Source organism: Sphaerimonospora cavernae, assembly GCF_042435035.1.
GTDB classification, from domain to species: domain Bacteria; phylum Actinomycetota; class Actinomycetes; order Streptosporangiales; family Streptosporangiaceae; genus Sphaerimonospora; species Sphaerimonospora cavernae.
In genome coordinates this window covers 1-16,329 of record NZ_JBHMQT010000036.1, presented here as the reverse complement: position 1 = coordinate 16,329, position 16,329 = coordinate 1, and the positions used below count along the sequence as shown (strand labels likewise).

Annotated in this window: 13 protein-coding genes and 1 pseudogene; 13 read left to right on the top strand and 1 reads right to left on the bottom strand. The window is 70.5% G+C overall.

Annotated features, from left to right (window positions below; genetic code table 11):
• Window positions 1–117 precede the first annotated feature (117 nt).
• The 3 genes and pseudogenes from ACFHYQ_RS16440 to ACFHYQ_RS16430 all read left to right on the top strand — a co-directional run.
• Window positions 118–1,287 (top strand): annotated as a pseudogene (locus tag ACFHYQ_RS16440) (phenylalanine--tRNA ligase subunit beta-related protein); the annotation flags it as partial.
• A 101-nt stretch (window positions 1,288–1,388) separates the two neighbouring features.
• Window positions 1,389–1,952, top strand: a complete 564-nt coding sequence (locus tag ACFHYQ_RS16435) for a GNAT family N-acetyltransferase (protein WP_394302027.1) — start codon at window positions 1,389–1,391, stop codon at window positions 1,950–1,952.
• Window positions 1,949–2,527: a hypothetical protein gene (locus tag ACFHYQ_RS16430; RefSeq protein ID WP_394302026.1), complete on the top strand. Its 579-nt coding sequence runs from the start codon at window positions 1,949–1,951 to the stop codon at window positions 2,525–2,527. Before ACFHYQ_RS16435 ends, ACFHYQ_RS16430 begins: the two co-directional genes overlap by 4 nt.
• A 526-nt stretch (window positions 2,528–3,053) precedes the next feature.
• Here the strand turns inward: ACFHYQ_RS16430 and ACFHYQ_RS16425 are convergent.
• On the bottom strand, window positions 3,054–4,721 hold the full coding sequence (locus ACFHYQ_RS16425) for a class I adenylate-forming enzyme family protein (RefSeq protein ID WP_394302025.1): 1,668 nt from the start codon (window positions 4,719–4,721) through the stop codon (window positions 3,054–3,056).
• A gap of 189 nt (window positions 4,722–4,910) precedes the next feature.
• Between ACFHYQ_RS16425 and argC the strand changes: the two genes are divergently transcribed.
• From argC to tyrS, 10 genes are all read left to right on the top strand, one after another.
• Window positions 4,911–5,933, top strand: coding sequence for an N-acetyl-gamma-glutamyl-phosphate reductase (argC, locus tag ACFHYQ_RS16420; protein WP_394302024.1), 1,023 nt, complete (start codon window positions 4,911–4,913; stop codon window positions 5,931–5,933).
• 31 nt (window positions 5,934–5,964) lie between these two features.
• Entirely contained in the window at window positions 5,965–7,119 is a 1,155-nt protein-coding gene (gene argJ, locus ACFHYQ_RS16415; protein ID WP_394302023.1) for a bifunctional glutamate N-acetyltransferase/amino-acid acetyltransferase ArgJ, read from the top strand.
• Window positions 7,116–8,084 carry an acetylglutamate kinase gene (gene argB / locus ACFHYQ_RS16410; protein ID WP_394302022.1) on the top strand — a complete coding sequence of 323 codons (969 nt, stop codon included), beginning with the start codon at window positions 7,116–7,118 and terminating at the stop codon, window positions 8,082–8,084. Before argJ ends, argB begins: the two co-directional genes overlap by 4 nt.
• Before the next feature lie 44 nt (window positions 8,085–8,128).
• A complete protein-coding gene (locus ACFHYQ_RS16405; RefSeq protein WP_394302143.1) occupies window positions 8,129–9,274 on the top strand; it encodes an acetylornithine transaminase in 1,146 nt (381 codons plus the stop codon).
• Complete coding sequence (gene argF / locus ACFHYQ_RS16400; RefSeq protein WP_394302021.1) at window positions 9,267–10,244, top strand: ornithine carbamoyltransferase; 978 nt, start codon at window positions 9,267–9,269, stop codon at window positions 10,242–10,244. The genes ACFHYQ_RS16405 and argF overlap by 8 nt, the downstream gene beginning before the upstream one ends.
• On the top strand, window positions 10,241–10,786 hold the full coding sequence (locus ACFHYQ_RS16395) for an arginine repressor (RefSeq protein WP_204016501.1): 546 nt from the start codon (window positions 10,241–10,243) through the stop codon (window positions 10,784–10,786). The genes argF and ACFHYQ_RS16395 overlap by 4 nt, the downstream gene beginning before the upstream one ends.
• Window positions 10,787–10,982: 196 nt before the next feature.
• Window positions 10,983–12,176, top strand: a complete 1,194-nt coding sequence (locus ACFHYQ_RS16390; RefSeq protein ID WP_394302020.1) for an argininosuccinate synthase — start codon at window positions 10,983–10,985, stop codon at window positions 12,174–12,176.
• Window positions 12,177–12,310: 134 nt separating this feature from the next.
• Window positions 12,311–13,720: an argininosuccinate lyase gene (gene argH, locus ACFHYQ_RS16385; protein ID WP_394302142.1), complete on the top strand. Its 1,410-nt coding sequence runs from the start codon at window positions 12,311–12,313 to the stop codon at window positions 13,718–13,720.
• Between the two features lie 7 nt (window positions 13,721–13,727).
• Window positions 13,728–14,435, top strand: a complete 708-nt coding sequence (locus ACFHYQ_RS16380; protein ID WP_394302019.1) for a DNA-3-methyladenine glycosylase — start codon at window positions 13,728–13,730, stop codon at window positions 14,433–14,435.
• 107 nt (window positions 14,436–14,542) lie between these two features.
• Entirely contained in the window at window positions 14,543–15,808 is a 1,266-nt protein-coding gene (tyrS, locus tag ACFHYQ_RS16375) for a tyrosine--tRNA ligase (RefSeq protein WP_394302018.1), read from the top strand.
• Window positions 15,809–16,329: the final 521 nt, after the last annotated feature.

Here is a 16,329-nt window from a genome sequence, read left to right as displayed (position 1 = left end):
GGGGCGCAGGAGCTGCCCGGTACCGAACTGCCCAGTGCCGAGCTACCCGGCGCCGGGGCGGGCGGCGTCGCCGCCACCGGAGTGGTGTCGAGCGGCGACCTGGCCGACAAGCTCGCCGTCCCCGGTGACGACCTGATCACGGTCACTCCACCGAGCTGGCGGCCCGACCTGACCGACCCGAATGATCTCGCCGAGGAGGTCATCCGGCTGGAGGGCTACGAGCACCTCCCGTCGGCGCTGCCCGCCGCCCCGGCCGGCGCCGGGCTGACCGAGGAGCAGCGGCTGCGCCGCAGGGTGGGTCGGGCGCTGGCGATGTCGGGGTACGTCGAGGTGCTGTCGTACCCGTTCATCGGCGGCCGCGACCTCGACAACCTGCAACTGGCCGCCGGCGACGCGCGCCGCTGGGTCACCAGGCTGGTCAACCCGCTGAGCGAGGACGAGCCGTTCATGCGGACCACGCTGCTGCCGGGCCTGCTGAAGACCCTGGTACGCAACGTGGGTCGTGGTTTCACCGACGTGGCGCTGTTCGAGACCGGCCTGGTCTATCGGCCGGAGCCGGACGCGCCGGCCACGGCGCCGGTGCTCGCGGTCGACCGCAGGCCGTCCGACGAGGAGCTCGCCCGGATCGAAAGGGCGCTGCCGAGGCAGCCGCACCGCGTGGCCGTGGTCCTCGCGGGGGAGTTCGAGCGCTCCGGGTGGTGGGGCGAGGGCCGCCAGGCGGCCTGGGCCGACGCGATCGAGGCGGCTCGCGTCGTCGCCCGTGAGGCCGGGATCGAGCTCCAGGTCCGGGCCGACCGGCACGAGCCGTGGCATCCCGGACGGTGCGCGGAGCTGAGCATCACCGACTCGGGCACCGGCGAGCGCGTCGTGGTCGGCCACGCGGGCGAGCTGCACCCGCGTGTCGTCGAGGCGTACGGCCTGCCGCCCCGCACGGCCGCGATGGAGCTGGAAATGTCGTTGCTCCGGCCGCCGGGCCCGGTTCAGGCGCCGACTGTGTCCGCCTACCCGGTGGCCACCCAGGACGTCGCGTTGATCGTCCCGGCTGAGACGCCGGTCGCCGAGGTGGCGGCCGCGCTGGGCGAGGGCGCGGGCGAGCTGCTGGAGTCGGTCCGGCTGTTCGACGTGTACCAGGGCCCGCAGGTCGGTGAGGGCAGCAAGTCGCTCGCCTACACGCTGCGCTTCCGGGCCGCGGACCGGACGCTCACAGTCGAGGAGACCACCGCGGCCCGCGACGCCGCGGTCTCCCTGGCCGCCGACCGGACCGGGGCCCGGCTCCGCGGAGCCTGACCCGCCGACCTGGACGACGGGGCCGTACGGCAGGACGGACAACGCGGCGGGCGCCGGAAAATCAATCGGCGCCCGCCGGCGTCCGTCGGTAGCCTCGGCGGATGGAGATCAGAACCGCCGCCGACGAGGACTGGCCGGACATCTATCCCTTCTACTCCGCGATCATCGATGCGGGGAGAACCTACGCTTTTCCTGAGGGGCAGACCCTCGAAGAGGCTCGGCCGTGGTGGATGGAACCGCCTCCGGGGCAGACCGTGGTCGCGGTCGAGGACGGTGTGATCCTCGGCTCGGCGAAGATGGGGCCCAACCGGCCCGGCCGCGGCTCACGCGTGGCCACCGCGTCGTTCCTCGTCGACCCGGCCCGGCAGGGCGGAGGGGCGGGCCGCGCCCTCGGCCGCCATGTCGTCGACTGGGCGCGTGCCGAGGGCTACCAGGGCATCCAGTTCAACGCGGTAGTCGAGGTCAACGACCCGGCCGTGCACCTGTGGAAGTCTCTCGGCTTCGAGATCATCGGCACCGTGCCGGAGGCGTTCGACCATCCCGAGCACGGTTTCGTGGGGCTGCACGTGATGTATCAACGGCTCTGGCCCCTTCCGGAAATTTCCATACCTTTCAGTGACTGTGATGTTACGCTCGGTGGGTCTGAGTTCCTGGAGGAGTCGTGAGCGTTGCCGCGGTGGTTCACCACCTGCTTCCGGACGCCGAGATCGGCGGATCGCCGTGCCCCCCGGTCGATCGCATCGAAATGGTCAGAGACGTCGAGAAGGTCTTCTCCGCTGCGGAGACCGGCAGGACCGGTTTCGAGTGGCAGGCCGTTCACACGGCAGACTTCAACCTGGCCGACATCGGGGACGGGTGCACTCCCGACCTGCTCGTGGTCGACGCGGGGACGCTGGTGGAAGCCCGGAAACAGCGCATGCGGCACCTGCTCCCCGCACAGGTGGTCATGGTCATGGAGGTCACCTCGCGGGGGAACGCGGTGGATGAGCTGCCGCACCCGGGGACGCTGCGTTCCCCACTGACCACGGGGAGCGGGTACGCCCGAAGCGGGATCCCGCATTACCTGCTGGTGGACCGCGATCCCCGGGTGGCCAGGGCGCTGCTCTACGCCGATCCCGACGGGGGGCAGGGGACCTACGGCATGCTCGCCGGTGTGTGGGACTTCGGCCAGGCGGTCGAACTCCCCGAGCCGTTCGGTGTGGAGATCTCGACGAAGCTCTGGGAGCCCTGGAAGATCTGACGTCCGGATGAGGGCCCGCGTCGGAGTTTCGGACGCGGTTCTCGCGATCGCGGAAAACGCGGTGACCTCGAGCCGGTGCTATCATTTTCAATTATCTAGAAGAAATCTAGAATTCGATGTGATGCAGGTCACATCCGCCATTGTGGACATGGTTTGCGGATTCTGTATAGATTTCCATTGCTTTCATTCGGAGAGCGTTCCAGCGATGGCACAGCCGAGTCATGGGGGGCTTGCTGGAGCGGAATGCGGGCGCTAGAGGTACGGCTCTCCTGTTGGATCGGGGGCCGTACCAGCCCGCTTTCCTGGGAGTCTCACGGCCGCTCGAAGCGGCGAATCATCAGGTGAGGCAATCTTCTGCGATTCGACCGGGATTCGCGGCCCTCGGAATTCCTTCGTCTCCACCCGTTTCTCTGAATGGTATTGCGCCGGGCCGACCGGGCGTTGTTTTCAGTGAGTTGAGCGGCGTGGTGGTGTTGCCCGGGTTGGGGCCGTCGTCGAAGGTCAGGCCGACGTATCCGGCAGGGACTCACCGGCCGAGCGTCTCCTGCCTGAGCAGGGTCTTGAGGACCTTGCCGCCGGGGTTGCGCGGCAGCTCGGCATCGCGGAACCAGAACCGGACCGGCACCTTGAAGGCCGCCAGCCGTCCGCGCAGGAACTCCCGCAGTTCCTCGGTGGTCGCCGCCGAGCCCGGCCTGAACCGTACGACGGCCCCGACCTGCTCGCCGAGCTCGTCGTCCGGGATGCCGATGACCGCGGCGTCGTCCACCGCCGGGTGCTCGAACAAGGCCGCCTCGACCTCGGCGCAGTAGACGTTCTCGCCGCCGCGGATCACCATGTCCTTCGCCCGGTCGACGACGTAGACGAAGCCCTCCTCGTCGACCCTGGCGAGATCGCCGGTGTGCAGCCAGCCGTCCACGAACGTCTCGGCGGTCGCCCCTGGCCGGTTCCAATACCCCATGATCACGATCGGTCCGCGGACGCACAGCTCGCCGACCTGGCCCGGAGGCAGCTCCTCGCCGAGCGGGTCGCAGACCTTGACGTCCACCACCGCGAGCGGATGGCCGATGCTGTCGGGCTTGGCGAGGTAGTCCCTGCCGCTGTTGTAGATGGCCAGCGCCGACGTCTCGGTCATGCCGTACCCGTTGGACGGGGTCCGGCCCGGGAGTAGCTCGGTGACCCGTTCCAGCAGCTTGGGCGGGGCCGGCGCGCCCCCGTAGGAGATCGACCCGAGTGACGAGATGTCACGGTCGCGAAGGGACGGGTGCGACAGGAGCTGCCAGGCGTTGGTCGGCACACCGGTCATCCCGGTGACCTTCTCGCGCTCGATCAGTTCGAGCGCGACGCCGGCGTCCCACTTGTACATGAGCACCAGCCCGCCGCCGCTGAACATCGTGGTCAGCAGCACGGCGAAGCACCCGGTGGCGTGGAACAGGGGGACGGCGAGGAGGGTGTTGGTGCGTTTGCCCGCGGCGCCCGCCGGGTCCCGGCCGGAGAGCGCGACGCCGCGCATCGTCGCGTAGGCCACGGTCATCGGCGCCTGGCCGAGGTTGAGGTTGCTGCCGAGCGCGCCCTTGGGCCGGCCGGTGGTCCCGGAGGTGTAGAAGATAGTGGCGGGGTCCTCGGGGCCGACCTCGACCGGTGGCAGCGTCACGTCGGCCCGCACCTCGCCGAGCACCTCGGCCCAGCTCGCCCAGTTGGCGCGGTCGGCGCCGTCGCCCCGTGTGACGATCACGGGAAGCCCCGCGCCGGACAGCCGCTCGGCGCGCTCTCCGTCGGCGATCACGACCTTGGCCCCCGAGTCGGCCAGGCCGTACGTCAGTTCCTGCTCCGTCCACCACGCGTTCAACGGTACGGCGACCGCCCCGACGGCCAGGGCGGCGGAGAAGGAGACGATCCACTCGGGGTAGTTCCTCATGGCGATGGCCACCCGGTCGCCCTTGCGTACGCCGTAGTCGTCGACCAGGCGGTGCGCCAGCGTCGCCGCCAGGCGGAAGTGTTCCTCGTACGTGTACCGCTCGTCGGAGTAGACCACGAAGACCTTGTCGCCGTGGAACCGGGTGATCTCCAGCAGCGCCCGGAACGTCGAGGGGGCGTGCTTCCACGTGCGGATCTTGTGAACGCCGACCTCGGCCTCTTCCATCTCGAAGAGCTGTCCGGGGGCGGTGAGCTGGGCCTGGACCTGTTCCCTCGTCATCGTCGCGCGCTCCCGGGTCGTCGTCCGCCGAAATGTCACGATACCGACCGGTAGGTACGCAGGCCAGGTGTCCGTTCAGCGAGACGGTGGTTGCATGATCATGCTGCCGGTTGCATACTTTCCATGTAAGCAATTTTATGAGCAGTACCGCATAGTCATGCAGAAGCCATCTAAAGGCTGGGGGACGGGATGAAAGCGGCGATCGCCGGGGCGAGCGGGTACGCGGGAGGCGAGCTGCTCAGGCTGCTGCTCGGCCACCCGTCCATCGGCATCGGCACGCTCACCGCGGGGTCGAGTGCGGGGACCCGTCTCGGCGAGCACCAGCCCCACCTGCCCATGCTCGCCGACCGGATCATCGAGGAGACCACGCCGGAGGCGCTGAGCGGCCACGACGTCGTCTTCCTCGCCCTCCCACACGGCCAGTCCGCCGCCCTCGCCGCCCGGCTCGGACAGGACACGCTGATCGTCGACTGCGGCGCCGACTTCCGCCTCACCAGCGCCGCGGACTGGACGCACTTCTACGGCGGCGAGCACGCCGGCGCCTGGCCGTACGGCATGCCGGAGCTGCCGGGCCGGCGTGAGCGGCTGCGCGGCGCGCGCAGGATCGCGGTCCCCGGCTGCTACCCGACCGCGGCGACGCTCGCGCTGTTCCCGGCGTTCGCGGCCGGCCTGGCCGAGCCCGACGTCGTCGTGGTCGCGGCGAGCGGCACCTCCGGCGCCGGCCGCTCCCTCAAGCCGAACCTGCTGGGCAGCGAGGTCATGGGCTCGGTCAGCGCGTACGGCGTGGGCGGTGTCCACCGGCACACCCCCGAGGTGGAGCAGAACCTGACGGCGGTGGCCGGGCGGCCGGTCCGGGTGTCGTTCACCCCGACGCTCGCGCCGATGAGCCGCGGCATCCTCGCCACCTGTACGGCTCCCGCCGCGCCCGGCGTCACCGCCGCCGCGCTCCGGGAGGCGTACGAGACGGCCGTGAAGGACGAACCGTTCCTGCGCCTGCTGCCGGAGGGCGTCTGGCCCGCCACCGCGATGACGGTCGGCGCCAACACGGCCGCCCTGCAGGTCGCGCTGGACGATCGGGCGGGCCGGATCGTCGCCGTCGCCGCGATCGACAACCTCACCAAGGGCACGGCGGGCGGCGCGATCCAGAGCGCCAACCTCGCCCTCGGCCTTCCAGAAGAACTCGGCCTTCCCCTGAACGGAGTCGCCCCTTGATCACAGAGCCAGTCTCAACCGAGGAGCAGCCATGAGCGTGACAGCACCGCAGGGTTTCCGCGCGGCCGGCGTGGCCGCCGGGATCAAGAGCGGCGGTGCCCGCGACCTGGCCATCGTCATCAACGACGGCCCGTCGCGTGCCGCGGCCGGCGTCTTCACCCGAAACCGGGTCAAGGCGGCGCCCGTGCTGTGGTCGGCGCAGGTTCTGAGCGGCGGCCGGGTCCGGGCCGTGGTGCTCAACTCGGGCGGCGCCAACGCCTGCACCGGTCCGCTCGGCTTCCAGGACACCCACGCCACCGCGGAGAAGACCGCCGAGGTCCTGGGCGACAGCGCCGCGGAGATCGCGGTCTGCTCGACCGGCCTGATCGGTGAGCGGCTGCCGATGGACGCGCTGCTGGCCGGGATCGACACGGCCGCCGCCCAGCTTTCGCGCGACGGCGGCCTGGCGGCCGCCGACGCGATCAGGACGACCGACACCGTCAGCAAGATCTCGTTCCGCCGGGGAGAGGGCGGATACATGGTCGGCGGCATGGCCAAGGGAGCGGGGATGCTCGCGCCGGCCCTCGCCACCATGCTCTGCGTGATCACCACCGACGCCGACGTCAGCGCCGAGGACCTGGACGTGGTGCTGCGCGACGCCACCGCCGTGACGTTCGACCGGCTCGACACTGACGGCTGCATGTCGACCAACGACACCGTGCTGCTGCTGGCCAGCGGCGCCTCGGGGGTGCGGCCGGACCTCGCCGAGTTCGGGAAGGTCGTCACCGCCGTCTGCGCAGACCTCGCCCGCCAGCTTCTGGTCGACGCTGAGGGCGCGACCAAGGCCATCGCGATCGAGGTGGTCGGGGCGGCATCGGAGCGCGACGCGGTGACCGTGGGCCGGGCCGTGGCCCGCTCCAACCTGCTCAAGTGCGCGATCCACGGGGAGGACCCCAACTGGGGCAGGGTGGTCAGCGCGGTCGGCACCACCGACGCCGCCTTCGAGCCCGAGCGGCTCAACGTCGCGATCAACGGCATCTGGATCTGCCGCGGCGGCGCGGCCGGCGACGACCGTTCGAAGGCGGACCTGCGCCCCCGCGACGTGACCATCACCGTCGACCTGTCCGCCGGATCCCACTCCGCGACCGTCCACACGACGGATCTGACCGCGGCGTACGTCCACGAGAACTCGGCGTACTCGTCATGACCGCCCCCCTCACCGATGCGAGCGCGCGGCTGGGCGGCGTGCTGGACAAGGCGAACACCCTGATCGAGGCGCTGCCCTGGCTGGCGCGCTTCCACGGCGAGACCATCGTCATCAAGTACGGCGGCAACGCCATGACCGAGGAGCACCTGCGCGCGAAGTTCGCCGCCGATGTGGTCTTCCTCAGGTACGCCGGGCTAAGGCCGGTGATCGTCCACGGCGGCGGCCCGCAGATCCAGGCCCACCTCGACCTGCTCGGGATCGACAGCCATTTCGTGTCCGGCCTGCGGGTCACCACGCCGGAGGCCATGCGGATCGTCCGGATGGTCCTGGCGGGCCAGGTCAACCGGGACGTGGTCGGCCTGATCAACCGGCACGGGCCGTTCGCGGTCGGCATGTCGGGCGAGGACGCCCACCTGTTCACCGCTGAGCGCAAGCACGCGGTCGTCGACGGCGTCAAGGTCGACATCGGTCAGGTGGGTGAGATCGTCCGGGTGGACGCGGGAGCCGTACGGGCCCTGCTCGACGACGGGCGGATCCCCGTGGTGTCGTCGATCGCCCGTGCCGACCTCGGCGCCGAGTACGCCGGACAGAACGGGGCGGACGCCGGCGCCGACGTCTACAACGTCAACGCCGACACCGCGGCGGCCGCGCTCGCCGTGGCGCTCGGCGCGGCCAAGCTGATCGTGCTGACCGACGTGGAGGGCCTGTACGCGGACTGGCCCAGCAGTGACGAGGTGATCAGCCGGATCGGCGCGACGGACCTGGCCGAGCTGCTGCCGTCGCTGTCCAGCGGCATGGTGCCGAAGATGGAGGCCTGCCTGTCGGCCGTCCGCGGCGGAGTGCCGCAGGCGCACGTCCTCGACGGGCGGGTGGCCCACGCGCTGCTATTGGAGATCTTCACCGACCAGGGCATCGGCACGATGGTGGTGCCCGGCATCGAAGAGAGCGAGGAGGAGGCCAGGTGAGTACGCGTACGGAGGCGCTGAGCGAGCGCTTCGAGACGGCGTTCATGCCCAACTACGGCGTGCCGCCCGTGGCGATCGCCAGGGGCGAGGGCAGCGTCGTGTGGGACGTCGACGGCCGCCGCTACCTTGACCTCATCGGCGGCATCGCGGTGACGTCGCTCGGCCACGGCCATCCCGCCCTGGTCGAGGCGGTCTCCCGCCAGGTCGCCGCCCTCGCCCACACCTCGAACCTGTTCCTCCACGAACCCGAGGTGCTGCTGGCCGAACGGCTGATCGGGCTGCTGGGCGGGCCGGCCAGGGTGTTCCTGGCCAACTCCGGCACCGAGGCCAACGAGGCGGCGCTGAAGCTCGCCATCAAGTACGGCAGGGCACACGGCAAGAGCTACTTCGTCGCCGCTGAGATGGGCTTCCACGGCCGGACCCTCGGCGCGCTGTCGCTCACCGGCAAGGCCTCGATCCGCGACCAGTTCGGCCCGTTCCCGATCGACGTGCGCTTCGTGCCGTACGGCGACGCGGACGCGTTGAAGAACGCGGTGACCGGCGACTGCGCGGCGGTGTTCCTGGAGCCCACCCAGGGTGAGGCCGGGGTCGTGCCGCCGCCGGACGGATATTTCGCCGCCGCCCGGGAGATCTGCTCCTCGGCGGGCGCGCTGCTCGTCGCCGACGAGATCCAGTCGGCCATCGGGCGGACCGGCCGCTGGTTCGCCCACCAGGCGGAGGGCGTGCTGCCCGACGTGCTGACGCTGGCCAAGGGTCTCGGCGGCGGCATGCCGATCGGCGCGTGCATCGGCTTCGGCGAGGCGGGCACGATCTTCGAGAAGGGCGACCACGGTTCGACCTTCGGCGGCAACCCGGTGTCGTGCGCCGCCGCGCTCGCCGTGCTCGACACGATCGAGCGTGAGTGCCTGCTGGAGCACGTCGAGGCCGTGGGACGGCGGCTCGCCGGCGGTATCGCGGCCATCTCGCACCCGCTGCTGAAGGGGGTCCGGGGCCGCGGGCTCTGGCTGGCCGCGGTGCTGACCTCGGCCAGGGCCGGTCAGGTGCAGGCGGCGGCGCAGGAGGCCGGGTTCCTGGTGAACGCCGTGCAGCCCGACGCCGTACGGCTCGCCCCTCCGCTGGTCGTCACCGAAGCCGAGGTGTCGAGCTTCCTCGACGCGTTCCCCGCCATCCTGGAGGCCGCAGATGTCTGAGGTCAGGCACTTCCTGAGAGATGACGACCTGTCGCCGGCGGAGCAGGCGCGGGTGCTCGACCTCGCCGAGGCGATGAAGAAGGAGCGCGCCGCCACCGAGGGCCGGCGCAGCCGCTATCGGCCGTTCGAGGGCCCGCAGACCGTGGCCGTGCTGTTCGACAAGGCGTCCACGCGTACCAGGCTCTCGTTCAGCGTCGGCGTCACCGAGCTCGGCGGCCAGCCGCTGGTCATGGACCTGGGCACCTCGCAGATGGGCCGCGGCGAGCCGATCGAGGACACCGCCCGCGTGCTGTCACGCCAGGTGGCGGCGATCGTGTGGCGGACCGGGGGGCAGGAGCGCATCGAGGCGATGGCGTCGGCGTCCTCGGTCCCGGTGGTGAACGCGCTGACCGACGAGTTCCACCCCTGCCAGATCCTCGCCGACCTGCTCACGGTCCGTGAGCACCGGGGCGTCCTGCGCGGGGTGTCCCTGGCCTACCTCGGGGACGGGGCGAACAACATGGCGCACTCCTACCTGCTGGGCGGGGCCACGGCCGGCATGCACGTGCGGATCGGCACACCGGCCGGCTACACGCCGGACGCCGTCGTCGTGCAGCGTGCGGCGCGGATCGCGGCGGAGACGGGAGGCTCGGTGACGGTGGTCAGCGATCCGGAGGCGGCGGTCGCCGGCGCCCACGTCGTGGCCACGGACACCTGGGTGTCGATGGGCCAGGACGGCAAGGAGGAGCGGGTCGCCGCTTTCGGCCCCTACCAGGTGAACGCGAAGCTGCTCGAACTGGCCGCGCCGGACGCGATCGTGCTGCACTGCCTGCCGGCCTACCGGGAGATGGAGATCACCGCCGAGGTGATCGACGGCCCGCGCAGCGTGGTGTGGGACGAGGCGGAGAACCGGCTGCACGCGCAGAAGGCCCTGCTCCACTGGCTGGCCACGGGCGGCTGCGCGGAGACGGGCGGTGGGGAGGCGTCGTGACCATCCCGCTCACCAAGGCGGCGCGGCACGCCCGCATCGTCGAGCTGCTGACCAGGCACAAGGTCCGCTCGCAGCCGGAGCTGGCCCGGCTGCTCGCGGAGGGCGGCGTCGAGGTCACGCAGGCCACCCTCTCGCGGGACCTCGACGAACTCGGTGCGCTGAAGCTGCGAGCGGACGACGGCACGCTGGTCTACGCGCTGCCCGGCGAGGGTGGGGGGCGGATCCCGCTCTACCGGACCGGCGTGCCGAACGGCTCGGCGGAGAATCCGGACGCGCGGCTGCGCAGGATCGCCGAGGAGCTCCTGGTGTCGGCCGAGGCCTCGGCCAACCTGGTGATCCTCCGTACGCCTCCGGGGGCGGCGCAGTTCCTCGCCTCGGCCATAGATCACGCGGACTGGGAGTCGATTCTCGGCACGGTGGCCGGCGACGACACGATCCTGGTGATCAGCCGGGATCCCGCGGGGGGCGACGCCCTGGCCAGGTTGCTGCTCAACATGGCCACCCCGGCCGGCACCCCCCGCCGCCCACCACCCCCACCGTGATCACGTGATGACCACGTGACCACCGCGATGACTACGTGCCGTGATGGACCGTGCCGTGATCTTGCGAATACTCGCAGCCGGTGCCGCTGACCTGCGCCTCGGCAGTTTGTGATCTTGCGGTTTCTCCGCGAGATGCCGCACCATCTGCGCGAACACCCTCCGTGATCTTTCAGTTGCAACGGGAAAAGAGAAATTCATGAGCGACAGGGTTGTACTCGCCTACTCCGGTGGCCTCGACACAAGCGTGGCCATCCCGTTCCTGGCCGAGAAGACCGGCGCCGAGGTCATCGCCGTCGCCATCGACGTCGGTCAAGGCGGCGAGAACATGGACGTCATCCGGCAGCGGGCGCTCGACTGCGGCGCCGTCGAGTCCGTCGTCGTGGACGCCCGTGAGGAGTTCGCACGGGACTTCTGCGTCCCCGCCCTGCAGGCGAACGCGCTCTACATGGACCGCTACCCACTGGTCAGCGCGCTGTCGCGGCCGCTCATCGTCAAGCACCTCGCCGCGGCGGCTATGGAGTGGGGCGGCACCCACGTGTCGCACGGCTGCACCGGGAAGGGCAACGACCAGGTCAGGTTCGAGGCCGGACTGGCCGCGCTCAACCCCGACCTGAAGGTCATCGCCCCGGCTCGCGACTACGCCTGGACCCGCGACAAGGCCATCGCCTTCGCCGAGGAGAAGGGCCTGCCGATCGACGTCACCAAGAAGTCGCCGTACTCGATCGACCAGAATCTCTGGGGCCGCGCCGTCGAGACCGGCTTCCTCGAGGACATCTGGAACGGCCCGATCGAGGACGTCTACGACTACACCGCCGACCCCGCGGTGCCGCGCGAGCCCGACGAGGTCGTGATCACCTTCGCGCGGGGCGTCCCCGTGGCGCTCGACGGGCGGGCGCTGTCGCCGTACGAGATCATCGCCGAGCTCAACCGGCGGGCCGGCGCCCAGGGGGTCGGGCGGCTCGACATGGTCGAGGACCGGCTCGTCGGCATCAAGTCACGCGAGGTGTACGAGGCGCCCGCCGCGATCGCACTGATCACGGCCCACATGGAGCTGGAGAACGTCACGGTCGAGCGTGACCTCGCCCGGTTCAAGCGGTCGGTCGACCAGCGGTGGGGCGAGCTCGTCTACGACGGCCTGTGGTTCTCGCCGCTCAAGCGGGCCCTGGACGCCTTCATCGCCGACGCGCAGCGCCACGTGTCCGGTGACATCCGGCTCGTGCTGCACGGCGGCCGCGCCGTGGTGTCCGGGCGCCGGTCCGACGACTCGCTGTACGACTTCTCGCTCGCCACGTACGACACCGGTGACGCCTTCGACCAGTCGCTGGCCAAGGGCTTCGTACAGCTCTGGGCGCTGCCCAGTAAGATCGCCGCCGCAAGGGACGCACGCTAGTACGGCATGGCCGTACGGCACGGCCCAGGCCTCGCGTATTGTCCATACGCCCGGTCCCCCGGCTGCGGAGCCGGGGCGTACGTCAGCTAACAGCTTCATGTCGGAGGGAGAAGACGGTGGCGGACAACAAGCCGATGCGGCTGTGGGGCGGCAGATTCGAGGGGGGACCCTCGGACGCGCTCACGCGCCTGTCGGTGAGCGTGCAGTTCGACTGGCGGCTGGCGCCGTACGACCTGCTCGCCTCGCGCGCGCACGCCCGGGTGCTGCACCGCGCCGGGCTCCTCACACAGGACGAACTCGACCGTATGCTCGGCGCGCTCGACGACCTGGACCAGGCATGCCGGAACGGGGAGTTCCGCCCCACGGTCGCCGACGAGGATGTGCACACCGCGCTCGAACGCGGCCTGCTGGAGCGCCTCGGCACGCTCGGCGGCAAGCTGCGCGCCGGTCGCAGCCGCAACGACCAGATCGCCACCGACCTGCGGCTCTACCTGCGTGACCATGTGCGCACGATCGTCTCCCGGCTAGTGGAGCTGGAGACGGCGCTGATCGGCCAGGCGGAGGAGCACGCCGAGACCGCCGCCCCGGGCATGACCCACCTGCAGCACGCGCAGCCGGTGGCGTTCGGCCACCAACTGCTCGCGCACGCTCACGCGCTGACCAGGGACGTGGACCGGCTGCGCGACTGGGACCGGCGGGCCGCGGTGTCGCCGCTCGGGTCCGGCGCGCTCGCCGGGTCCTCGCTGCCGCTCGACCCCGCCGCGGTGGCCGCCGAGCTCGGGTTCGACTCCGCCGCGCCCAACTCGATGGACGCGGTCGCCGACCGCGACTTCGCCGCCGAGTTCCTGTTCTGCGCCGCCCTGATCGGAGTGCACATCTCCCGGCTCGGCGAGGAGCTCGTGCTGTGGGCGTCGCAGGAGTTCCGCTGGATCGAGGTGGACGACGCCTACTCCACCGGCTCGTCGATCATGCCGCAGAAGAAGAACCCGGACGTGGCCGAGCTGGCCAGGGGCAAGAGCGGCCGCCTGATCGGGTCGCTGATGTCCCTGCTGACCACGCTGAAGGGCCTGCCGCTGACCTACAACCGGGACCTCCAGGAGGACAAGGAGCCCGTGTTCGACGCCGTCGACACGCTGCTGCTCGTGCTGCCCGCGGTGTCGGGGATGGTGTCGACCATGCGGGTGAACAAGGCGAAGCTGGAGACGAGCGCCCCCGACGGGTTCGCTCTCGCCACCGACCTCGCCGAGCTGCTGGTCCGCCAGGGTGTTCCGTTCCGGGAGGCACATGAGGCGGTCGGCCACCTCGTGGTGTGGTGCCAGGTGAACGACAAGGACCTCGGCGAGCTGACCGACGAGGAGCTGGCGAAGGTCTCCCCGTACTTCGCCTCCGGGCCGGACGGTAGTGTCCGGGACGTACTGAACGTGCAGGGCGCCCTGGCCGCGCGTGCCGCGCGCGGCGGCACCGCCCCCGACCGGGTCCGGGACCAGATCGCCGCACTGCGTGAGACGGTCGACGATCAGGCGGCCTGGGCGAACGAGAGCTGAGGGAGAGTTGGACGGGCGAGGATCGGACGAGGCGGGACTGGACCTGTCCGGGGTGGGTGGCCTCATCGGCCGCCCGCTCGATCGGGCCTTCTTCGATCGCCCCTCCTGTGAGGTCGCGCCCGACCTGCTCGGCCGCGTGATCGCCCATGGGCCCGTGGCCGTACGGTTGACCGAGGTCGAGGCATACGGCGGGCCCGGGCAGGACCCGGCGTCGCACACCTACCGGGGGCGTACGCCGCGTAACTCGGTCATGTTCGGCGAGCCGGGACATGTGTACGTGTACTTCACGTACGGCATGCACTTCTGCGCGAACCTCGTCTGCCTGCCCGAGGATGTGGGTTCGGCCGTGCTGATGCGGGCCGGTGAGGTGATCGCGGGAGTCGACGTGGCCCGCTCCCGCCGCCTCACGGGAGGGAACGGGTCGTCCGCGGGCCGTACGGCGCGGACCGTCCCCGACCGCGATCTGGCGAGGGGACCGGCCCGGCTCGCGGTGTCCCTGGGCCTGGTCCGGGAGCACAACGGCCTGGACTGCTGCTCGGCCGGCGGGCGGATCCGGGTCTTCGAAGGCGCGCCGGTCGACCCGTCGCTGGTCAGGACCGGGCCCCGCACGGGGGTCGCGGCCGGAGCCGAGACCCCCTGGCGATTCTGGATCGACGGCGACTCCACGGTGTCGCCCTATCGCCCGCACGTACGGCGTCAGCGCACCCGGGTTTGATCCGCCGCCTGCCTCGGTCGTAGGCGAGTGGCGATAGGGTTTCCTGGTCAGGCAGGCTGGTACGGGGGCGTAAGCCGTACATCCATCGATTAGCGAAAGCCAGGGCAGTGACAGACTTCCTCGATGAGCTTGAATGGCGCGACGTCACCGCGCAGACCACCGATGCCGACGCACTGCGGAAGGCACTGGCCGAGGGACCGATCACCGTCTATGCGGGCTTCGACCCGACCGCGCCTTCGCTCCACGCGGGAAACCTGGCCACGCTGCTGATCCTCACCCGCTTCCAGCGGGCCGGCCACCGGCCCATTGGTCTCGTCGGCGGCGCGACCGGCCTCATCGGTGACCCGAGCGGACGTAGCACCGAGCGCGCACTGAACTCGGAGGACGTCGTCGCGGAGTGGGTGTCGCGGATCCGGGTGCAGGTCGAGAAGTTCCTCTCGTTCGAAGAGGGACCGGCGGCCGCGTCCCTGGTCAGCAACCTTGACTGGACGGCCGGGCTGTCGGCGATCGAATTCCTGCGTGACGTCGGTAAGCACTTCCCGGTCAACCGCATGTTGGCCAGGGAGTCGGTGTCGGCCAGGCTGGCGGGGGAGGGGCTCAGCTACACGGAGTTCAGCTACCAGATCCTCCAGGCCAACGACTACCTGGAGCTGTACCGCAGGCACGGCTGCACGCTACAGGTCGGCGGCAGCGACCAGTGGGGGAACATCACTGCCGGTGTCGACCTCATCCGGCGTGTCGAGGGCGCGCACGTCCACGCCTACACCGGAAAACTGATCACGAAGGCCGACGGCACCAAGTTCGGCAAGACGGCCGGCGGAGCCGTCTGGCTGGATCCCGCCCTCACGTCGCCGTACGCGTTCTACCAGTACTGGCTGAACGCCGACGACCGCGACGTCGCCCGCTTCCTCAAGGTCTTCACCTTCCGGTCGCGTGAGGAGATCGACGAACTGGAGAAGGCCGTGGCCGAGCGTCCGGCGGCGCGGCAGGCTCAGCGCGCTCTGGCCGAAGACCTGACCACCCTGGTCCACGGCGAAGCCGAACTGGCCCGGGTCGTCGCCGCCTCACGGGCGTTGTTCGGGCAGGGCTCACTCGCCGAACTCGACGCCCGGACCCTCGAGTCGGCGCTGGCCGAAATCCCGAAGGCCGCCGTATCCGCGCTGGGCGCGACGTACGTCGACCTGCTGACCGAGAGCGGCCTGGTCGAGTCGAAGTCGGCCGCGCGGCGCGCGGTCAAGGAGGGCGGCGCCTACCTCAACAACGTGAAGATCACGGACGAGGAGTACGTGCCGACCGGCGATGATCTGCTCCATGGGCGCTTTCTCGTGCTCAGGCGCGGCAAGAAGACCATCGGCGGCGTCGAAGTCGGCTGATCTGCGGGGTCGCGGTGGGGTGGGTTGGGCGCGGCGGGAACGGGCGGCCGCTTGCCCCCCGCCTCCCGTCCGTGCCCGGGTAGTAGACGTGACACGACTTGGATGTTGGACGTTGTCGGTGTCGGGCTCTGGTAGTCTCGTTGGGCCGGTGAGGTTCGGCGGATCCCATTTCTGATCATCTTGGTGGTCTGGTGTGTGGGATGTGTCGGGTACGGTTGCCGGTGCCTCTTCTTCTTCTCTTGGGTTTTGGATCTGCTGCGGTTTGCGTGGCGGGGCCGGACCGGGTAAGTTAGAGGGGTTGCCCCGGAAGGGGCGGTCGGAATTCCCGTCGGGTGGCGGGGCTGATGTCAAGTGGTTCGGGCCGGGTTGCCGGTGGGGCTGATTTGACAGGGCCTGCCGGGTCTGACGAGAATAGATGACACAAGTGAAGCTGATGTAAACGCCCCGGATTCCGGGTCTCGCGTGGTGCGGGTTTCGGGTGGTGGTGTACGCGTCCGTTTCTTGAGAACTCAACAGTGTGC

What these genes read in the sequence shown, in the direction of transcription:
- ACFHYQ_RS16425 (WP_394302025.1), bottom strand. Translation starts at nt 4,721, where the DNA reads ATGACGAGGGAACAGGTCCAGGCCCAGCTCACCGCCCCCGGACAGCTC.
- argH (WP_394302142.1), top strand. Translation starts at nt 12,311, where the DNA reads ATGCGGCTGTGGGGCGGCAGATTCGAGGGGGGACCCTCGGACGCGCTC.
- argC (WP_394302024.1), top strand. Translation starts at nt 4,911, where the DNA reads ATGAAAGCGGCGATCGCCGGGGCGAGCGGGTACGCGGGAGGCGAGCTG.
- argF (WP_394302021.1), top strand. Translation starts at nt 9,267, where the DNA reads ATGTCTGAGGTCAGGCACTTCCTGAGAGATGACGACCTGTCGCCGGCG.
- ACFHYQ_RS16390 (WP_394302020.1), top strand. Translation starts at nt 10,983, where the DNA reads ATGAGCGACAGGGTTGTACTCGCCTACTCCGGTGGCCTCGACACAAGC.
- ACFHYQ_RS16435 (WP_394302027.1), top strand. Translation starts at nt 1,389, where the DNA reads ATGGAGATCAGAACCGCCGCCGACGAGGACTGGCCGGACATCTATCCC.
- ACFHYQ_RS16405 (WP_394302143.1), top strand. Translation starts at nt 8,129, where the DNA reads ATGCCCAACTACGGCGTGCCGCCCGTGGCGATCGCCAGGGGCGAGGGC.
- argJ (WP_394302023.1), top strand. Translation starts at nt 5,965, where the DNA reads ATGAGCGTGACAGCACCGCAGGGTTTCCGCGCGGCCGGCGTGGCCGCC.
- argB (WP_394302022.1), top strand. Translation starts at nt 7,116, where the DNA reads ATGACCGCCCCCCTCACCGATGCGAGCGCGCGGCTGGGCGGCGTGCTG.